The sequence below is a fragment of the Paenibacillus sp. B1-35 genome (assembly GCF_050474385.1).
Classification (GTDB): domain Bacteria; phylum Bacillota; class Bacilli; order Paenibacillales; family Paenibacillaceae; genus Paenibacillus_B; species Paenibacillus_B alvei.
This window is the reverse complement of record NZ_JBCHVJ010000001.1, coordinates 858794-876471: the sequence shown is the minus strand read 5'-3', so window position 1 is coordinate 876471 and position 17678 is coordinate 858794. Positions and strand designations below refer to the sequence as shown.

The window sequence follows — 17678 nt, the reverse complement described above, 5'->3', positions numbered from 1 at the left end:
TCAGTAGATCACTTTAGAGGAAAAGGAAGTGACTGTATGGAGCAAGAGATTGATAAATATAAATTAGCTCTCAAAAAAGCTGCAGCTAAAATAGAAGAGCTGTCCACGATCATCCAAGATCAGAAGAGCAGCGAAGAAATTGCTGTAATCGGCTATTCATGTCGTTTTCCAGGTGATGCTTGGAATCCTGAAGGATATTGGCATGTAATGGCTAACAGGATGGATTCTGTTACTGAAATCAAACCGGATCGATTTGACTATCGTAGCTATTACAGCGACAATCCTGAAGATGAAGGGAAAATGATCACAAAAAACGCCTCATTTTTGCGGGATAACATAAAAGATTTTGATAATATTCATTTCGGCTTATCTGCCCTAGAAGCTGCTTCTATAGACCCTCAGCACCGGCTTTTATTGGAGGTTAGCTGGGAGGCACTAGAGAATTCAGCTTTGAATATAGAGGAGCTTAAGGGGAGCAGGACTGGTGTGTTTATTGGAATAAGCGCCTACGAATATGCCAACGCCGAATTGTATTCAGGCGATGCTTCCGATATTACGGCATACTCTACGGCCGGAGTCTCACTCAGTTCCGCAGCTGGTAGATTGTCGTATTTCTATGACTTCAAAGGGCCGGCCATCATCTGTGATACCGCTTGCTCTTCTTCCATTTCAGCTTTGAATATGGCCGTAGACAGCTTGCGGAATAATCAGTGCGACATGGCTATTGTCGGGGGCTCTAATCTATTGCTTACACCAGAGCCATTTATCGGACTTTCCAAATTCAGCGGTTTATCTAAGGATGGAAAATGCAGAGCATTTGATCATGAGGCAGATGGTTTTGGAAGAGGCGAGGGCTGTGGCGTCATCATACTTAAAAGATGCAAAGACGCTAAACAAGCAGGAAATGAAGTTGTGGCCCTGATCAAAAATGTAGTGATTGGACAAGATGGCAAGTCCAACGGCTTTACGGCTCCTAACGGGCTGTCTCAACAGGGCGTAATGAAACAGGCGCTGCAAAATGCCAAGTTAACGATCGATGATATCGATTATATTGAAACGCATGGAGCGGGAACGCCGCTAGGCGACTTGATCGAAATCCAGTCGTTATCGGAGGTTTTTAAGAATAAAAAGGCTCCTCTCCTGATCGGATCTGCCAAACCGAATATAGGGCATTTAGAAGCCGCGTCTGGAATGGCCTCGTTAATTAAAGTTATTATGTCAATCGAGCATAAGAAAATCTTGCCGAACATCTACTATAAAAACCCCAATAAGAACATTTCGTGGGGAAAAGTTAAGATCGCAGACGAACTCATGGCTTGGCATAAGCCTGAAGGAGTCAGAAGAGCTGGTATTAGTTCTTTTGGGTTTAGCGGCACCTTGGCGCATGTTATTCTTGAGGAGCCCCCTCTGCCGCAGAGCAAGGATGAGCAGTTGGATGAATTGCCGGCACACCTGTTAACCTTGTCAGCCAAGAGTGAAAAGGCGCTAAAAGAATATGTGAGTATGATGAAGGAGCATCTGATAAAGAATACAGACTCTGTTGGAGATATTGCGTATACGACCAATATTAGCCGATCATTTTTAAACTACAGATTTGCGGCAGTCGGGAAAAGCAAAGAAGAATTAGTAGATAGAATGGAACTGGTGCTAAGCGGCGACATCGACCATGAGCTTCTTATCCAAAAGAGCACGGCCAAAGACAAGAAAATTGCCTTTTTATTTACAGGACAGGGCTCCATCTATGAAGCGATTGCAAGAGAGTTTTATACATTGTCCAGTACGTTTAAAGAAACGATGAATGTGTGCAATGAGAAGTTTAACTCCATACTTGGCCTATCCATACTTGATGGAATCTATGGGGAAGACCCGACCCTGCTCAGTAGACCGCTATATTCACAGGCGGCCATATTCTCGGTTGAGTATGCCTTAACCAAGCTGTGGGGTATGTTAGGTGTTAAGCCTGACGTCATCATTGGTCACAGCATAGGTGAGTATACAGCAGCCTGCTATGCAGGATTGCTTAGCCTAGATGATGTGATTCTAATGATTGCGCAGCGTGGAAAAATGATGGAATCGATTGATGTCGAAGGCAAGATGGTCGTCATCCTTACAAATGTGGAATACGTGCGAGCTGCATTGGAGGAGAGCGGATGCAAACATGTAACAATCGCTGCGATTAATGCTCCTGACAATGTTACGATCTCGGGTCAAAATGATGAGGTAGATCTCGTGATTGAAACGTTACAGGCCAAGCACAGAGTCTTTTATAATAAGCTCAATATTCCTCATCCCTATCACTCCATGTTAATGAAGGAATATGAAGGCATGTATGAGAAGGGCATCGGAGATATTACATTCTCAAGCTTACAGATACCGATGATATCCAGCATTACAGGAAGATTGGAAAATGAAGAGATGCTGGGCACAAGCAAGTATTGGGTAGAGCATCTATCAAAACCGGTTGATTTCCAGCGTGCAGTTCAAGAAGCAAAGCGACTTGGCGTCGATATCTTTATTGAAATCGGTGGGGATGCAACCTTAAGTGGATTAGCCAGCCAATGCCTGCATGATGATGATATCTTGTTTTTGCCTTCCATGAGAAGAGAAGCAGAGGATTATGCGCAATTCTTTCTCTCTGTCTCAGCTCTGTTTAGGAATGGAATGGATTTGGATTGGAACACATTCTATAAATCTTATGCGAAAAGCAAAGTTAAGCTCCCCAATTATCCATTTCAAAAGAAGGAGCTTTGGCGAGAGGAAAGGAGAATGAAGCGCAACGACAGTGTTCCCATGCAAGTAACGGGAACAGCCAAGGACATAAAAGCAGTGCCTCAAACTTCACAGTATGTGCAGACTCCGCAGATTCCACAAAAGCCTCTAAGTCGCGACTTGCGGCCTAACCCAAAAGAAAAAATCAAATCAGAATTAAAAGAAATGATCATCATTTTAACAGGGCTAAAGATCGAAGAAATCGAGGATGATCTCAACCTGCTTACGCTTGGCTTTGATTCTTTAGTACTCATTCAGCTCAATAAACAGATTTCGAATAAGTTTAATCTCTCGATTACTTTAAATGAGTTTTTTATCAACCTGGATACCGTTGAAAAGATAACCGAGCATATTAGCAAACATACCGATTGGGCCGAGGATGAAGACGAGAGCGTAACGGTTGCTGAGCGTGTGTCCGGCGAGCCGGTGAGTGAGATTCATGCTGAAGAGCAGATGAATAGCTTGGAGGCTGTAGGCAAGGAACAGCGTTACTCGTTAGGTTCGTTCAATGGTGTGGACGCCTTGCAGAGTATCTTTACTACGCAGATGCAAATTATGTCGGAGCAGCTGGCTGTTCTAAAGAATCTGACAAATCCAACAAATCCCGGACAGATGCAGCCGGCAGACAACAAGCTGCCAAGCTTGAAGCCGAACGAGGTCACTGTGAGCAGCCCAAAGTCTGCTCCGGTGGCGGTGGACACCAAAAGCCACTATGTCCCCTACAAAAAACTTGATTTAATTGATAGTGAAAATTTCAATGATTTGCAGCTTACCTATATTCGAAATATAGAGAAAAAGTATACAAGCTTTACTCCAAAATCAAAAGAGAACATCCAAAGATTCAGAAAAGTATATGCAAATAATCGAAATGTAGCGGGATTCAGGCCGATCATGAAGGAAATGATTTATCAGATTGTGGCTGACGCCGGACAGGGATCGAAGCTTCGCGATATTGATGGAAATAGCATTATTGATGTAACGATGGGCTTTGGCGTTAACTTGCTTGGACATAACCCGAGCTTTATCAATGAAGCATTGACGGAGGAGCTCCGCAGAGGAATGCCTCTAGGTCCAATGGGCAGGCTGGCCGGGACGGTTGCAGAACAAATCAGCCATTTAACAGGTGTCGAGAGGGTAGCTTTCTATAACTCGGGTACAGAAGCCAATATGGTCGCTGTACGAATTGCGCGTGCCAGCACGGGAAAGAAGAAAATCGTTACTTTTGCGGGCTCCTATCACGGCACATATGATGGCTTGCTTGGATTGTCCTCGATTGGAGAGGATGGAAGCCTGACAACGATCCCATTGGCACCAGGTATTATGGACAGCGTAGTTAGTGATTTAGTCATGTTGAATTACAATCAAGCAGCTTCCTTGGAATATATCAGGAATCACGCGAATGAGATAGCTGGTGTCTTAGTAGAAACGGTTCAAAGCCGAAGACCTGATGTTCAGCCCAAGGAATTTCTTCAGAAGTTAAGGCAAATCACGGAGGATAACGGGATAGCGCTTATATTCGACGAGATTATTACCGGCTTTCGAATTGATCCAGGAGGAGCCCAAGCGTATTTTGGCATCAAAGCTGATATCGTAACCTATGGAAAGGTCATTGGCGGCGGAATGCCTATCGGGGTTGTATCTGGCAAGTCAGCGTTTATGGACTGTATTGATGGAGGCATGTGGAGCTTTGGCGATACGTCAGTTCCGCCTTGTGAGCAAAAGAGAACCTTTGTGGCTGGAACCTTTTCGCATCATCCGTTGGCCATGGCCGCGGCTCACGCTACATTAACCTATATAACGGAAAATAAGGATACGCTTTATGACAGGCTGAATAAGAAAACCAATGATTTTGTGCATCGAGTCAACACCTATTTCGAAAATCAACATGTCCCTATAACAGTAGTGAATTTTGGTTCCTTTTTCCGATTTGTGTTTCGAGGAGATTTCGAAATCTTTTTCTTTGGTTTGCTGGAGAAGGGGGTATACGTCTGGGAAGGCCGGAATTGCTTCTTCTCAACCGAACACTCGGATGCGGATATCGATTATCTATTTGAAGCGATAAAAATGACTATTGAAGAGATGCGCCAAGCCGGATATTTTGGCGACTCTCCATGGAGCCAACACGAAAATCGAGAGATTCAAATTCAATCCTCTCAAAAGGAATTTCAGCAATCCATACTTCCTATGTCAATTATCCAGCAGCGTTTATTCACACTGAGCTCCATCGGCAAAGACGACCCCTACAATATGGTGACCGTCTTAAAGGTGAGAGGTGCACTGGATCGTCATCAATTCGAGACCGTACTCAATGAAATCGTGAGTCGTCATGAAAGCTTGCGAACACGCCTATTTGTTGAAGACGGGGAGTTTAAGCAAGAGATTCTTGAACAAGTGGATTTTAAAATTGAGGTTGTTAAAAAGGGCTTCCAAGAGGAACTGGATGATCTCATCGAACAATTCGTTACACCGTTTGACCTAGCGGAAGCTCCTTTGTTCAAGGTCATCTTGATTGATGAAGGAGCTTATGAAGGTACGTTGATTTTCAACTTTCATCATACGATAGCAGACGGAATCTCGATGAGCATCTTTGTGCAGGAATTTATGCGCTTATATGCGAATGAGCGTCTTTTGCCTGTGAATAAACAGTATAGAGATTTTGTTGAGTGGGAAACGCAGTATTTGGCGTCGAACGAGTGTAAGCACGGTGAACAATACTGGCTTACCAAATTATCCAGAGATATTAGCGTCCTGAAGCTCCCAGCCGATTATCCAGCCCCTGCAGATTCGGATTTTGCGGCCAATACCGTCCATATGAAACTTGGCTCAGAATTGGTTCGTGATTTGAAATCAGTGTCTGCCCGCCATCAATGCTCTTTATTTATGTTGCTGGCTGCAGCGTTTACTCTTTTACTGAAAAAATTAACCGGAAATGAAGAAATATGCATAGGCACCCCTGTGACCAACCGAGCAGATGGTTCGTTTCATGACAGCATTGGTATGTTCACCAACACCATCGTATTGAAAAACAATCTGTCGGATAAGAAGACGTTCACAGCGTTTTTAAAGGAAGTCAAACAAAATTGTTTAGAAGCCTATTCCCACATGTACTATCCGTTCAACTTTTTGGCAAGTTACATGAAAAAAGCGAAAAACAGCAGGGAAGGCTTCATTAATGTAAGGTTTGTCTATGAAAAAACGGATGAAAGAGTACTCGCGATCGATAATGTAGAAATTACACCTTATGCGTATAAAACGAAATTCTCCGATTTTGATTTTGTCATTGAAATTCTTGAGGAAAATGGCGTCTTTCACATGGGTATGACTTATAAAACATGCCTATTTAAAGAAGAGACGGTCGCGAGATGGGGGCAAGACTATAGCCGTATTTTAGAGTTCATCACCCATAACGATCATAACGATAACTCTGGCCTTACGCTCAAGGATATTGGGAAATTCGGACAAGAAGAAGCGGGAAAGCATACATCGGATGGAAGTCCCGCTCGTGATGCATTGCCGGTGCTCTCAGGACGAGTCGGTGCTGTTGTAAGCAATGAGGCTCCGTGCAATGAGATCGAAGAGGAGATAGCAACGATCTGGAAAGTGACTTTGGGCTCAAATTCAATCGGCTTCAACGATGACTTCTTCCAAAAGGGTGGGGATTCGATTAAAGCTATCCAACTAATATCTCGAGCTAGAGCCAAAGGCTACATTTTCGAAGTTGATCATTTATACAAAAACCCCACGATCAAGCAGCTAGTAAACTGGATTGAGCAGCAGCGTATCAAGCATAGTGAGGAATCCTCAGCAGGGAAAGTAAAGTTAACTCCGATTCAGAAATGGTTTTTTGAACAAGAACATACAGATCAACATCATTGGTGCCAAACTAAAATGCTGCACAGGGAAGCCGGCCTCCAGACTGACATTGTAAAAAAGGTTTTTGATCAACTGCTCATCCATCATGATGCATTGCGAATGGTGTACAAGAATGACAACGGCAATGTCATGCAAGTCAATCGAGATACCGGTAAAAACCTGTATGACTTGCATGTATATGAGAGCATATCGGATCAAGAAGTTATCGAAACATGCAAGGAGATTCAAAGCAGCATGGAGCTTGAAAAAGGGCCGTTAGTTAGACTGGGCTTGTTCAGGACGAGTGCGGGAGATAGGTTATTCATTGCCATTCATGGTCTTGTCATTGATGAGATGTCTTGGCGTATCCTGCTCGAAGATTTCTCGAATGGCTATATACAGGCGGAAAAAGGATTGAGCATCGCTTTTACCGAGAAAACAACATCCTTCAAGGATTGGTCAGAAAAACTTCATGAATCTGCAAACTCTTACCGTGTAAAAAGTCAGGCTGAATATTGGAAAAGCTTACATGAGACGAACCTCAAAAAATTGCCAAGGGAAAGAGGTAAACTTGCATGGAGTTGAACAAACAGGTTCAAGAGCTTGGTGTACAAGTTACCGGTGAGTTGCTGGAAAGGCTCAACAAAGCCTATCGCACGGATTTTCTTGACATTTTATTAGCCGCCTTAGCCCTGACAATCCGTGATTGGACAAGAGAAGCGAACACGCTGATTAGCTTAATAAGCCAGGAGAGAGATGGATTGTTCCACGCTATGGATGTGAGCAGAACGGTAGGGTGCTTCAGTTCACAATTTCCGGTTGTGCTTAAAGCTTACGATGATCTCGGTGATACAATCAAGCATACGAAAGACATGCTGCGGAGGATTCCCAATCAGGGAAGGTTATATGGGGTCTTCAAATACCTATCCAGTGAAGACTTTCACGATGTAACGCCTGAAATTAGCTTCAAATATGTAGGCAGAAGCGATCAAGCTGCAAGAGAGAATGGTTTTGAGATCATAAATCATGGTTTTAATGACCACCCCTCCAGCTATCTTGCAAGCATCCATTCGTTGTATATGGAAGCCATACTCATTGCCGACCAAATAAAGATCTCGATTGCCTATAGACAGGATGAGTTTTATCCAGGAACTGTCGAAAAGCTGCTGAGTGTATATCAAGATCATTTGAGCCGTCTAATCGATCATTGTTCAGCCAAACAGGAAGCAGAAATCACCGTAACCGATATTACGCTAGAAGACATCACAATGGCAGAATTGCATGTATACAAGGATGAGCTTCACAATATTAAGAACATCTACCCTCTTGCGCCTATGCAAGAGGGTATGCTTTATCATGCTTTGTCGGATGAACAGGATACGTACATTAAATTGTCTTGTTTTCAGGTTGAAGGGCAAATCGATTTGGAAATGCTCGATCGGGCTTTTAACCTTGTTATCGACCGGCATGATATTTTAAGAACGACGTTTGACTATTCCGCATTCAAGCAAAATATGCAGGTGGTTTATAAAAAGCGAAGCGCAGCGGTTGAGTATATGGATATTACGAATCGTGGCGATGATCATGAAGCCTATTTGGAACAATTAATCAAGCAATATCGAACAAGACGCTTTGATTTAAGCAAGGATATGCTGCTGCGTATTGTGCTTGTTCGAATGCAGGAGAAAAGATACAGCATGATCTTTCATCTGCATCATATTTTGATGGACGGCTGGTGCAACAGCTTAATTCTCATCGAATTATTTCAAATTTATAATGAATTAAAGCTTGGCCTAAAGGCGAATCTGAACGAGGCAGTGCCGTATTCTGCTTATATCGACTGGTTGAAAAACAAAGATATCGTTGAGTCAAAAGCGTACTGGAAGGATTACTTGCAAGCATGCAAAGAAGTCACAAAGATGCCTTTTGAAAAAGAGAATAAAACAAATGAAGTTATGCTGAAAGAGAAGGCACTGGTTTGGGACAAAGAAAAAACGTCACACATCGTACGCCTTGCCCAGGAGAGTAGAGTAACAGTAAATACAATCGTTCAAAGCATATGGGCGATTCTCCTTAGCAAATACAACAATTCGGATGACATTGTATATGGTTATGTCGTATCAGGCAGAAATGCGGAAATCGAAGGCGTGGAAGTGATTCCAGGACTGTTTATTAATACAATCCCGCTTCGTGTGCGCTTTACAGACAACTTGCGATATCAAGATTTGGTGAAGCGCATAAGCAGCAATACACTGCAAAACGGCAAGCATGATTATGTAAGCCTCGCTGAAATTCAAAATCAGAGTGAAATGAAAAGCGATTTGATTAGCAGCCTCCTTGTATTTGAGAATTACCCGATTGATGAGAAGCAATTAAACGAAGAAATTTTGAAAAACAATGATTTAAAAATACTGAATTCCGTGTTTGTATTGCCTCATCAGCTTATTGAAGGATCGAATTATAACCTAACGCTAGTTGTGACTCAAGACGACAAGTTGACATTCAATTTCATCTATAAGGAGAACGCCTTGTTTGAAGCGGGGATTTCAAAGATCATTGGTGCGTTTAATGCTGTTGTTGATCAGATTTTGGAAAACATACAGATGCGCGTTAAGGAAGTCGAAATTATCGAGGACAGCGAGAAGCAGCAAATTCTCAATGTGTTCAATCAGACGCACAGCCATTATCCGAAGGATAAAACGATCGTTCAGCTGCTTGAAGAGCAAGCAGACAGGGTGCCGCAGCAAATCGCATTACGCTGCCAGGATGAACAGGTTACGTATCAAGAGCTCAATGAGAGAGCAAATCGTCTGGCCCATCGTTTAAGACAAAAGGGCGTAGGAAGAAATGTCTTGATTGGGATTATAGGAGAACGTTCGGTGGAGATGGTCATCGGCATTGTAGGTATCCTGAAGGCGGGCGGCGCTTATTTGCCTCTTGATCGGAAATATCCGGCAAAACGAATGAATACCCTGCTTGCAGATTCCAATACGGGAATTCTTCTGGCTCCATCCAATCACGGAGAGATGTTGCGACATCATATCGATAGCCATATCGACATCGTGCTTATAGATCAAATCGCTGAAGAGCTGTCGGCTGCAAGCTGCAGCAATCCGCAGCAAGTGAACAGCCCCTCTGATTTGGCCTATGTCATGTATACCTCTGGCTCCACAGGAAAACCAAAAGGGGTTATCGTTGAGCATAGAAGTGTTGTGCGGCTTGTCAAAAACACAAACTACATTGAGTTTGCGGAAGGCGACCGGATTTTACAAACGGGGGCAATGGTTTTTGATGCATCTACATTTGAGATCTGGGGGGCCTTGCTGAACGGAAGCGGCTTGGTCTTAGTTGACGAGCATATCCTCTTACATGCAGAACGATTAGGGCAGGAAATAAGGAATAACCAAATTACAACGATGTGGCTGACCTCGCCATTGTTGAACCAATTGGTTCAACAGGACGTGACGATTTTTGCAGGGCTGAAAAACTTAGTGGTGGGTGGAGATGCACTGTCTTGGGAGCATGTCAATCAAGTAAGAAAGGCTCATCAGAGCCTGAAGCTGATTAATGGATATGGCCCAACAGAAAATACAACCTTCTCGACCTATTATGTCATTAAGGAAGAGTTCGACAGATCTATCCCGATTGGAAAAGCGATCAGCAATTCAAAAGCATACATCGTCGATCGTCATAACTATTTACAGCCTATTGGGGTAGCGGGCGAACTATGCGTTGCCGGAGACGGGCTAGCCCAGGGGTATTTGAACAATGCAGAATTAACCGAAGCAAAATTTGTTCCGAACCCGTTTGAAGCGGGTACACGGATGTATAAGACGGGAGACTTGGCCCGATGGCTGCCTGATGGGAATATAGAATACTTGGGCCGGATCGATGAACAGGTCAAAATTCGAGGCTTCCGCATCGAGCCAAGCGAAATCGCCCAGCGTTTGATGCTGTATGAGGAGATCCAGGATGCAATCGTAGTGGCACGGACAGGAGAAGACAGACAGGCGTACTTGTGTGCGTATTTCGTCAGCGAGACGGCATTATCTGTTTCGGCGCTGCGTGATCATGTAGCTGCATCGCTGCCGAGCTACATGATTCCATCGCACTTCGTACAAATGGATCGGTTGCCGTTAACCCCTAACGGGAAAGTAGACCGTAAGGCGCTGCCGGAACCAGATGGTGAAGTTGATTCAGGAGTAGAATATGTAGCGCCCCGAAATGACATGGAAAAATCAATTGCACAGGTGTGGGAAAAGGTATTAGGTGTAAAGAATGTTGGTCGTAATGACGAGTTTTTCGCCCTGGGCGGAGATTCTATTAAAGCGATTCAAGCGATCTCTCAAATGAACAATAGAGGCTATACGTTTGAGATTAAAGACTTAATGAATAACCCTAGAATGAAAGACTTAATCGTTCATATCAAGGATACGAAGAAAGCCGTCGATCAGAGTGAGGTATCAGGCGAGATCGAGCTGACACCGATTCACAAATGGTTTTTAGAGCAAGAACATCTCAATCAGGATCATTTCAATCAGGATCTGATGTTGTTCCGACAGGAAGGCTTTAGAGTAGACCGAATCGAACGAGCTTTTGATCAAATTGTGCAGCATCATGATCTGTTAAGAGCCGTATATGTCGACCATACATTTATAAACAGAGAAGTAACCAATAAATTGTATGATTTTCATATTTATGAGCTCAGGGGTAAACCTATTGCGGATGACTATATAACAAGCTTATGCACCGAACTCCAAGCAAGCATGAACTTAGCGAAGGGCCCACTTGTGAAAATAGGGCTGTTTAAAACGGACAAGGGCGACTACTTGCTTATAGCCATTCATCATATGGTAGTCGATGCTGTGTCATGGAGAATCATAATAGAGGATTTTGACTTGCTTTATAACGAACCAGAACAGAAACTGCCTTTAAAAACGACCTCCTTCCAAGAATGGGCTTCCAAGCAAAAACAATATGCTAGCGGATATGCATTGCAAAATGAACGCAATTACTGGAACAGTCTCAGCGAATGGGAATTGAAAGAACTTTACAAGGATTATGACCCCTCCAATATTGATAACGCTAAGATCATACAAAAGACAATCGAACTGGATAAGGCCTATACCGAAAAATTATTAACCAAAGTAAATAAGGCCTATTCAACGGAAATCAATGATATCCTTCTGTCGGCCTTGACCTACACGATAGCAGACTTCAACCAAACCGATCGAATTCTCATTAATCTGGAATCGCACGGAAGAGAACAAATTATTGATGAGGTGGACATTACAAGGACAGTTGGCTGGTTCACCAGTCAGTATCCGGTGGTTCTGCGCGCCAAAGATCATGTAGCGGACGTAATTAAAGATACAAAGGATACCTTGAGACGAATCCCTCATAAAGGGATAGGTTATGGAATTTTGAAATATTTGTCCCCATTTGAATGGAAGGCAATGCGTAAACCGGACATCAGCTTTAACTATTTGGGGCAGTTCGACGAGAATATATCAAGTGCGAGCTTTATATTATCAGATATTTCTCCGGGAGATTCAGTGAGTAAAGAGAGTAGCAGATTGTATCCTCTGAACATGTCAGCTATGGTGCTCCATAAACAATTTTGTCTGACCTTGAGCTATATCAGGGAAGAGTTTAACGATGATACGATTGAAAGATTGTTACAGCGCTATATGGATAGCCTTACTTGGATCATTGATCATTGCATATCCCAGGATCATGTAGAAATAACCGCTTCGGATCTTACCGATGAGCACATATCTTGGGACGAAATTACTCAGAACATCGAGCAAATCGAAAATGTGAAACGAATCTACCCGCTTACCCCGATGCAGGAGGGGCTTCTATTCCATTCGATGGCGGATAAAGGCGAATATTATCATGTCAATATGGAGCTTAGAGTGATCGGTGAACTAAACAAGGAATTATTTAACCAGAGCTTTAGGGAACTCATCGCCCGCCATGACGTCTTTCGCACGAATTTTGACAGCAGCAGTTTTAAAGAAAACATGCAGATCGTTTACAAATCCAGAGAAGCTGAATTTACGTACCTTGATATTAGAGACCTGGGGATTGAAAAGGAAGCGTATATCGAGCAGCTTGTTTTGGAGGATCGGAAAAGAGGGTTTGATTTATCGAAAGATATCCTCATTAGACTTTTTGTAGTGAGGATGAACGAGCGGGAGTATAGTTTGATTTTAAGCAATCACCATATTATTTTGGATGGATGGTCATTTGGATTGGTAAGCAGTGAGCTGTTCGACATCTATCATCGTCTCTTGCAAAATTCCAAGGTGGAGACCAAGCAAGTAAAGCCTTACGAGGCATATATCAAGTGGATAGGTACGCAGGATAAGACGTCAGCATTGCACTATTGGTCGGCGTATTTGAAAGGATATGACACTGCAATCGATATTCCGTTTAAAAAAGCGGCAGTAACCGAAGGAAAGCCGCAAGAGGTCATTCTTAGCCTTGATCAAGACATTACCAAACAAATCGAAAATGTGGCGAAACAAAATAACGTAACGATTAATACGATCTTCCAGAGTGTATGGGCGATTCAGCTTCAAAGATACAATCATGTGGATGATGTCGTGTTCGGATTTATTGTATCAGGCAGGACGACTCAAATAAACGGCATTGATGAAATGGTTGGCTTGTTTATCAACACCATTCCATTGCGAGTGAATACAACTCAAGAGAAAAGATATAGCGAAGTGCTGCAGAAAATAACGACGGATTTCCATGATTGCGAGCCTTATCAATACTGTTCGATCGCTGAAGTTCAAAACCTTACTGAGGTTGGTACTGGTCTCATCAACGGGCTGATGGTCTTTGAAAATTATCCGATCGATCAAGATATGATTCCTAAGGATATCCAGGATCAGGTGAATCTCCACATTCGGTCGGCCCGAATATTTGAGGAAACGAACTACAGCTTCAATATCAAAGTCATTCCCGGAGACGAACTGCTTGTCAAATTCACTTACAATGATGGGGTTTATGAAGAAGAGGAAGTCAACAAAATCAAAGGTCACTTCTCCCATATTTTAAATCAGGTCATTGCCAATCCAAATATAAGCATTGATGAGATTGAGATTGTTGGAGCTGACGAGAGAAACAAGGTGTTGGATGGTTTTAATGACACCTATATGGATGTTCCAACAGAGGGTACAATTCACGGTCTCTTTGAAGATCAAGTTATGAGAAACCCGGAGAAAGCCGCGGTACGATGCGGTGAGGATACCCTAAGCTACTGGGAACTAAATCAGAGAGCAAATGCGTTGGCCAAGCTACTCAGGGATAAAGGCATAAGTGTGGATTCCATTGTACCCATCATGATTGATCGCTCCATCGATATGGTCATCGGCATACTTGCCATTTTAAAGGCAGGCGCAGCTTATCTTCCTATTGACGCGAATTATCCTGAAGATCGAATCAATTATATGTTAGAAGATAGTAAAGCAGCAATTATGCTTTCCACCCATACCCTTACGCAAATGAGAACACTTGAGATCAATGAAGTTATTGATTTAGAAAAAGAGAGACTGTATGCGAGTTCTGTTGAACAAATCGATAATATCAACAGTGCCAATGATTTGGCCTACGTAATCTATACCTCGGGGACGACTGGAAAGCCTAAAGGGGTTATGGTGGAGCATAAAGGTGTCATCAACTTGAAGCATTGGTTTGAACGTGATCTGGGAATTGGTAACGATGAACATATCCTGCAATTTGCAAGTGTCGCATTTGATGCGTTCTCATGGGAACTGTGTATGGCGTTATTGCTTGGCAATACACTTTGTATACCGGATAGAGAAGTACTGCTCAATGCTGATTTGTTCAACGAATATATGAGAATACACGAGATTACAACGATAACCATACCCCCATTTGTAGCGGCAAATGTCGAGGCATTGAATGGATTGAAGCGGGTGATTACCGCAGGAAGTGAACTGAAAGTTGAACAAATCGCACACCTGCTTGGAAACGTAGAGGTTATCAACGCATATGGTCCGACGGAAGATACCGTATGTACAACCGCATGCAGGCTGTCCCAGGAGAATCATGCGAAAATATCGATCGGAACGCCTATTAAAAATCATCGAGTATGGATACTGGATAATCATAATAAACTGGTGCCAACGGGTGTAGCCGGTGAACTGTGCATTGCAGGTGTGGGTGTAGCAAGAGGATACCTGAACAATAAGGAGCTGACGGAAGTAAAATTTATAAATAATCCTTATCAGCCAGGAGAGATTCTCTACAGAACAGGAGATCTAGCGAAATGGCTGCCTGATGGGGACATCGAATATAGGGGAAGAATCGACCATCAGGTCAAAATTAGAGGATATCGAATTGAAATAGGCGAGATCGAACAGAATCTGTTACAGATTCCAGAGGTGTCTCAGGTTGCGATCTTTGATAAGGAAGTGGACGGTGCGAAGTATCTTTGTGCCTATTACGTAGCGGAGAAGGAGATTGCCGTCCATACGTTACGGGAATCGTTGGGCAAGAAATTGCCTTTTTATATGATTCCCGCATACTTTGTGAGAATGGAATCATTACCGTTTACTTTGAATGGTAAAGTTGATCGAAAGCGACTGCCTAAACTAGAGGGCATCATTAAGACGGCGGCTCATTATGAGGAAGCCGAAAATGAGATCGAGAGTCTCATGATCAACATTTGCAAAAATGTATTAGGATTGCAGCAACTGGGCGTGAAGGACAATTTATTCGAAGTAGGTGCAGATTCGCTACGAATTGCAAAAATATACAAAGAGTTAAAAAAGGCAGATATCGATATATCCATCAAAGATATTTTCTATTATGAAAATATACGCAACATCTATAAAAGCTGGGCGAGCAAAGGAATGGATTTCGAGGAAGAAGTTCTTGATAGCAAGGAGCTTGCTTCCCTCAACTTCACGCAATGGAAGCAAGCTTTAACTGACCAACTCAAAGGATTTGACCGTGCGATTATAAGTAATAACGAGAGTACGAGGGTTTATCCACTATCAGCGATGCAGAAAATCATTCTGGATGCCAATCAAATGTATAGCGGGGCAATCATGGATTTTAACCATAAAGTCAATGTGGAGCTGCTGAAAAAGAGCATGGAGTGTGTCATTAACGAACAAAGTGTATTGAGAAGTGTTCTAATTGCATCCGATGATCAACCTATGATCCGAGCGTATGGTGTAGTTCAAGGCATTGAAATTCCGTATTTGAACTTGGAGCATGCAAGCGAAGCACTGAAAGAAAATGCCCTGGCTTACATCCATCAGCTTTATGGAGAACAGGTAGAACGTACAAAGCTTTATAACAAATTGCTGTATCATATGATCATGATCAAATTGTCTGATCGTCACTATAAGGTTTACATGCCATGTAACCATCTAATCTTTGATGCGATGAGCTCCGAAATCATCCAAGCCAGTATACGTCAAGCCTATGCGAACAATGGGGAACCAAGAGGACAACACAACCTGCAATATGAGCATTATGTACAAGAACAGTTGAAAGGGCCTCAAGGAGTTACGGAAAAGGAACTGATGGAGAGGTTTAAACTAAACGAATTCCAGGACAGCTTCAGTCAATATTTTAAAAAATATAAGGAAGCATCATTGATAAATACAACGATCGCCATTCCGTTGACAGAAGAAATTCGCGAGTCTGTACAAGATAGGCCGTGGGATTTTTCCTTGAAGATGTTTTTGAAAACGGCAGAGGTTGCTTTTGAGCTTGAGAGGGTACCGTTTGCACTTATGCATACAGGAAGAAAATATGGGTCACATAATTATCACCATACAATCGGTGCGTTTATTGATATTCTGCCTTTAAGCTCATCCAGGGATCAACATATTGCTTTTGAAGAAATAAAAGATCTGATTCGTTTTGCAAATGAGAAAAATATTCATTTTACCGCATTGCTGTCCCATGAAGAACCGAAGAACAAGTTTAAAAAGGTGAGGCGTGCTTTAAAAGATATCTACAGCTCCGAAACAATAACAATTCCGATCTTTAACTATTTGGGTCACTATGATTCCCAATCTTCTGAGATGAAGGATGAGCTAACTGGCATTAAGGAGATGTACCGTAATAAGACGGAGAGATTATCTACGGAGATCGCTATTTCCATACAAGAGGATGAACTTAAGATTAAGCTGTTTTGTGAGGAGCATCAACTCATTAGGATTACAAAAGAGCTCCATAACTTTATGAATAACATCAATGAATTGCTCTTTATTTGAGACATGTATGGAGCAATGATGTAGAATCGCACCTTATATAAATATCGTTTGCTATTGTATGAGTTTTACCGACCCCTGATATATCGCCGCTATGCCGATGAAAATGAACAGTCAGCGTAGCAGCGATATGTCTGTGGGATTCTTTTGGTTTTACATGTTGAGAAAAGGGAATCAATTAGGTCGATCAATCGAAAAGATTTCACCTAACTTGGAATAGCTGTTGCCAGCTAGTCGGCTAACAGGCTTTAATTGCTGCGCATCGATTCGACCTCTCTCATACAATTCATCCGCAATGTGAAAGCATACGATTTCCCCGATAATTAGATCGCATGCTGGAGACGAAGGAGTGCCACCGAGAGAAAGTGATTGCTTTAACGTACACTCCATGCGGATTTTGGCTTCAGCAATCCCCGGAACCTTAATCTTGGCGCTCGGGATAGAAGTAAGATGAGCTAACTCCACTTCGCTTTCATCGGGCGGAAGATTAGCCGCCGTCATATTGATTGCCTCGATATAATCCTCATCCGATATATGAACAACAAACGAACCTGTTTCCATGATATTTTTTGAAGTATCTTTGCGCACGCCCTTTTTCCTTTGAACGGATACAGAGACCATGGGCGGATCGGCAGAGACGATATTGAAATAGCTATAAGGTGCGGCATTTAATACGCCTTCAGCTGACAATGTTGTAATGAACGCGATTGGTCTCGGGAGGATACTGCCGATGAGCAGTTTATAATTATCCCGCTCGGTTTGTTCCTCCGGATAAATGGTTAGCATGGG

General features: G+C 42.7%; 3 protein-coding genes. 2 read left to right on the top strand and 1 reads right to left on the bottom strand.

Annotated features, from left to right (window positions below):
- Positions 1-36 precede the first annotated feature (36 nt).
- Both ACQ5BJ_RS03860 and ACQ5BJ_RS03855 read left to right on the top strand, forming a co-directional pair.
- Positions 37-7206: an aminotransferase class III-fold pyridoxal phosphate-dependent enzyme gene (locus tag ACQ5BJ_RS03860; RefSeq protein WP_430108668.1), complete on the top strand. Its 7170-nt coding sequence runs from the start codon at positions 37-39 to the stop codon at positions 7204-7206.
- A complete protein-coding gene (locus tag ACQ5BJ_RS03855) occupies positions 7197-16892 on the top strand; it encodes an amino acid adenylation domain-containing protein (protein WP_430108666.1) in 9696 nt (3231 codons plus the stop codon). The genes ACQ5BJ_RS03860 and ACQ5BJ_RS03855 overlap by 10 nt, the downstream gene beginning before the upstream one ends.
- A 171-nt stretch (positions 16893-17063) precedes the next feature.
- Here ACQ5BJ_RS03855 and ACQ5BJ_RS03850 read toward each other — a convergent pair whose 3' ends face one another.
- On the bottom strand, positions 17064-17675 hold the full coding sequence (locus ACQ5BJ_RS03850; RefSeq protein ID WP_005550088.1) for a flavin reductase family protein: 612 nt from the start codon (positions 17673-17675) through the stop codon (positions 17064-17066).
- Positions 17676-17678: the final 3 nt, after the last annotated feature.

Bases quoted from the DNA above. Each gene is read 5' to 3' on its own strand.
- ACQ5BJ_RS03850 (WP_005550088.1), bottom strand. From the start codon at position 17,675: ATGCTAACCATTTATCCGGAGGAACAAACCGAGCGGGATAATTATAAA.
- ACQ5BJ_RS03855 (WP_430108666.1), top strand. From the start codon at position 7,197: ATGGAGTTGAACAAACAGGTTCAAGAGCTTGGTGTACAAGTTACCGGT.
- ACQ5BJ_RS03860 (WP_430108668.1), top strand. From the start codon at position 37: ATGGAGCAAGAGATTGATAAATATAAATTAGCTCTCAAAAAAGCTGCA.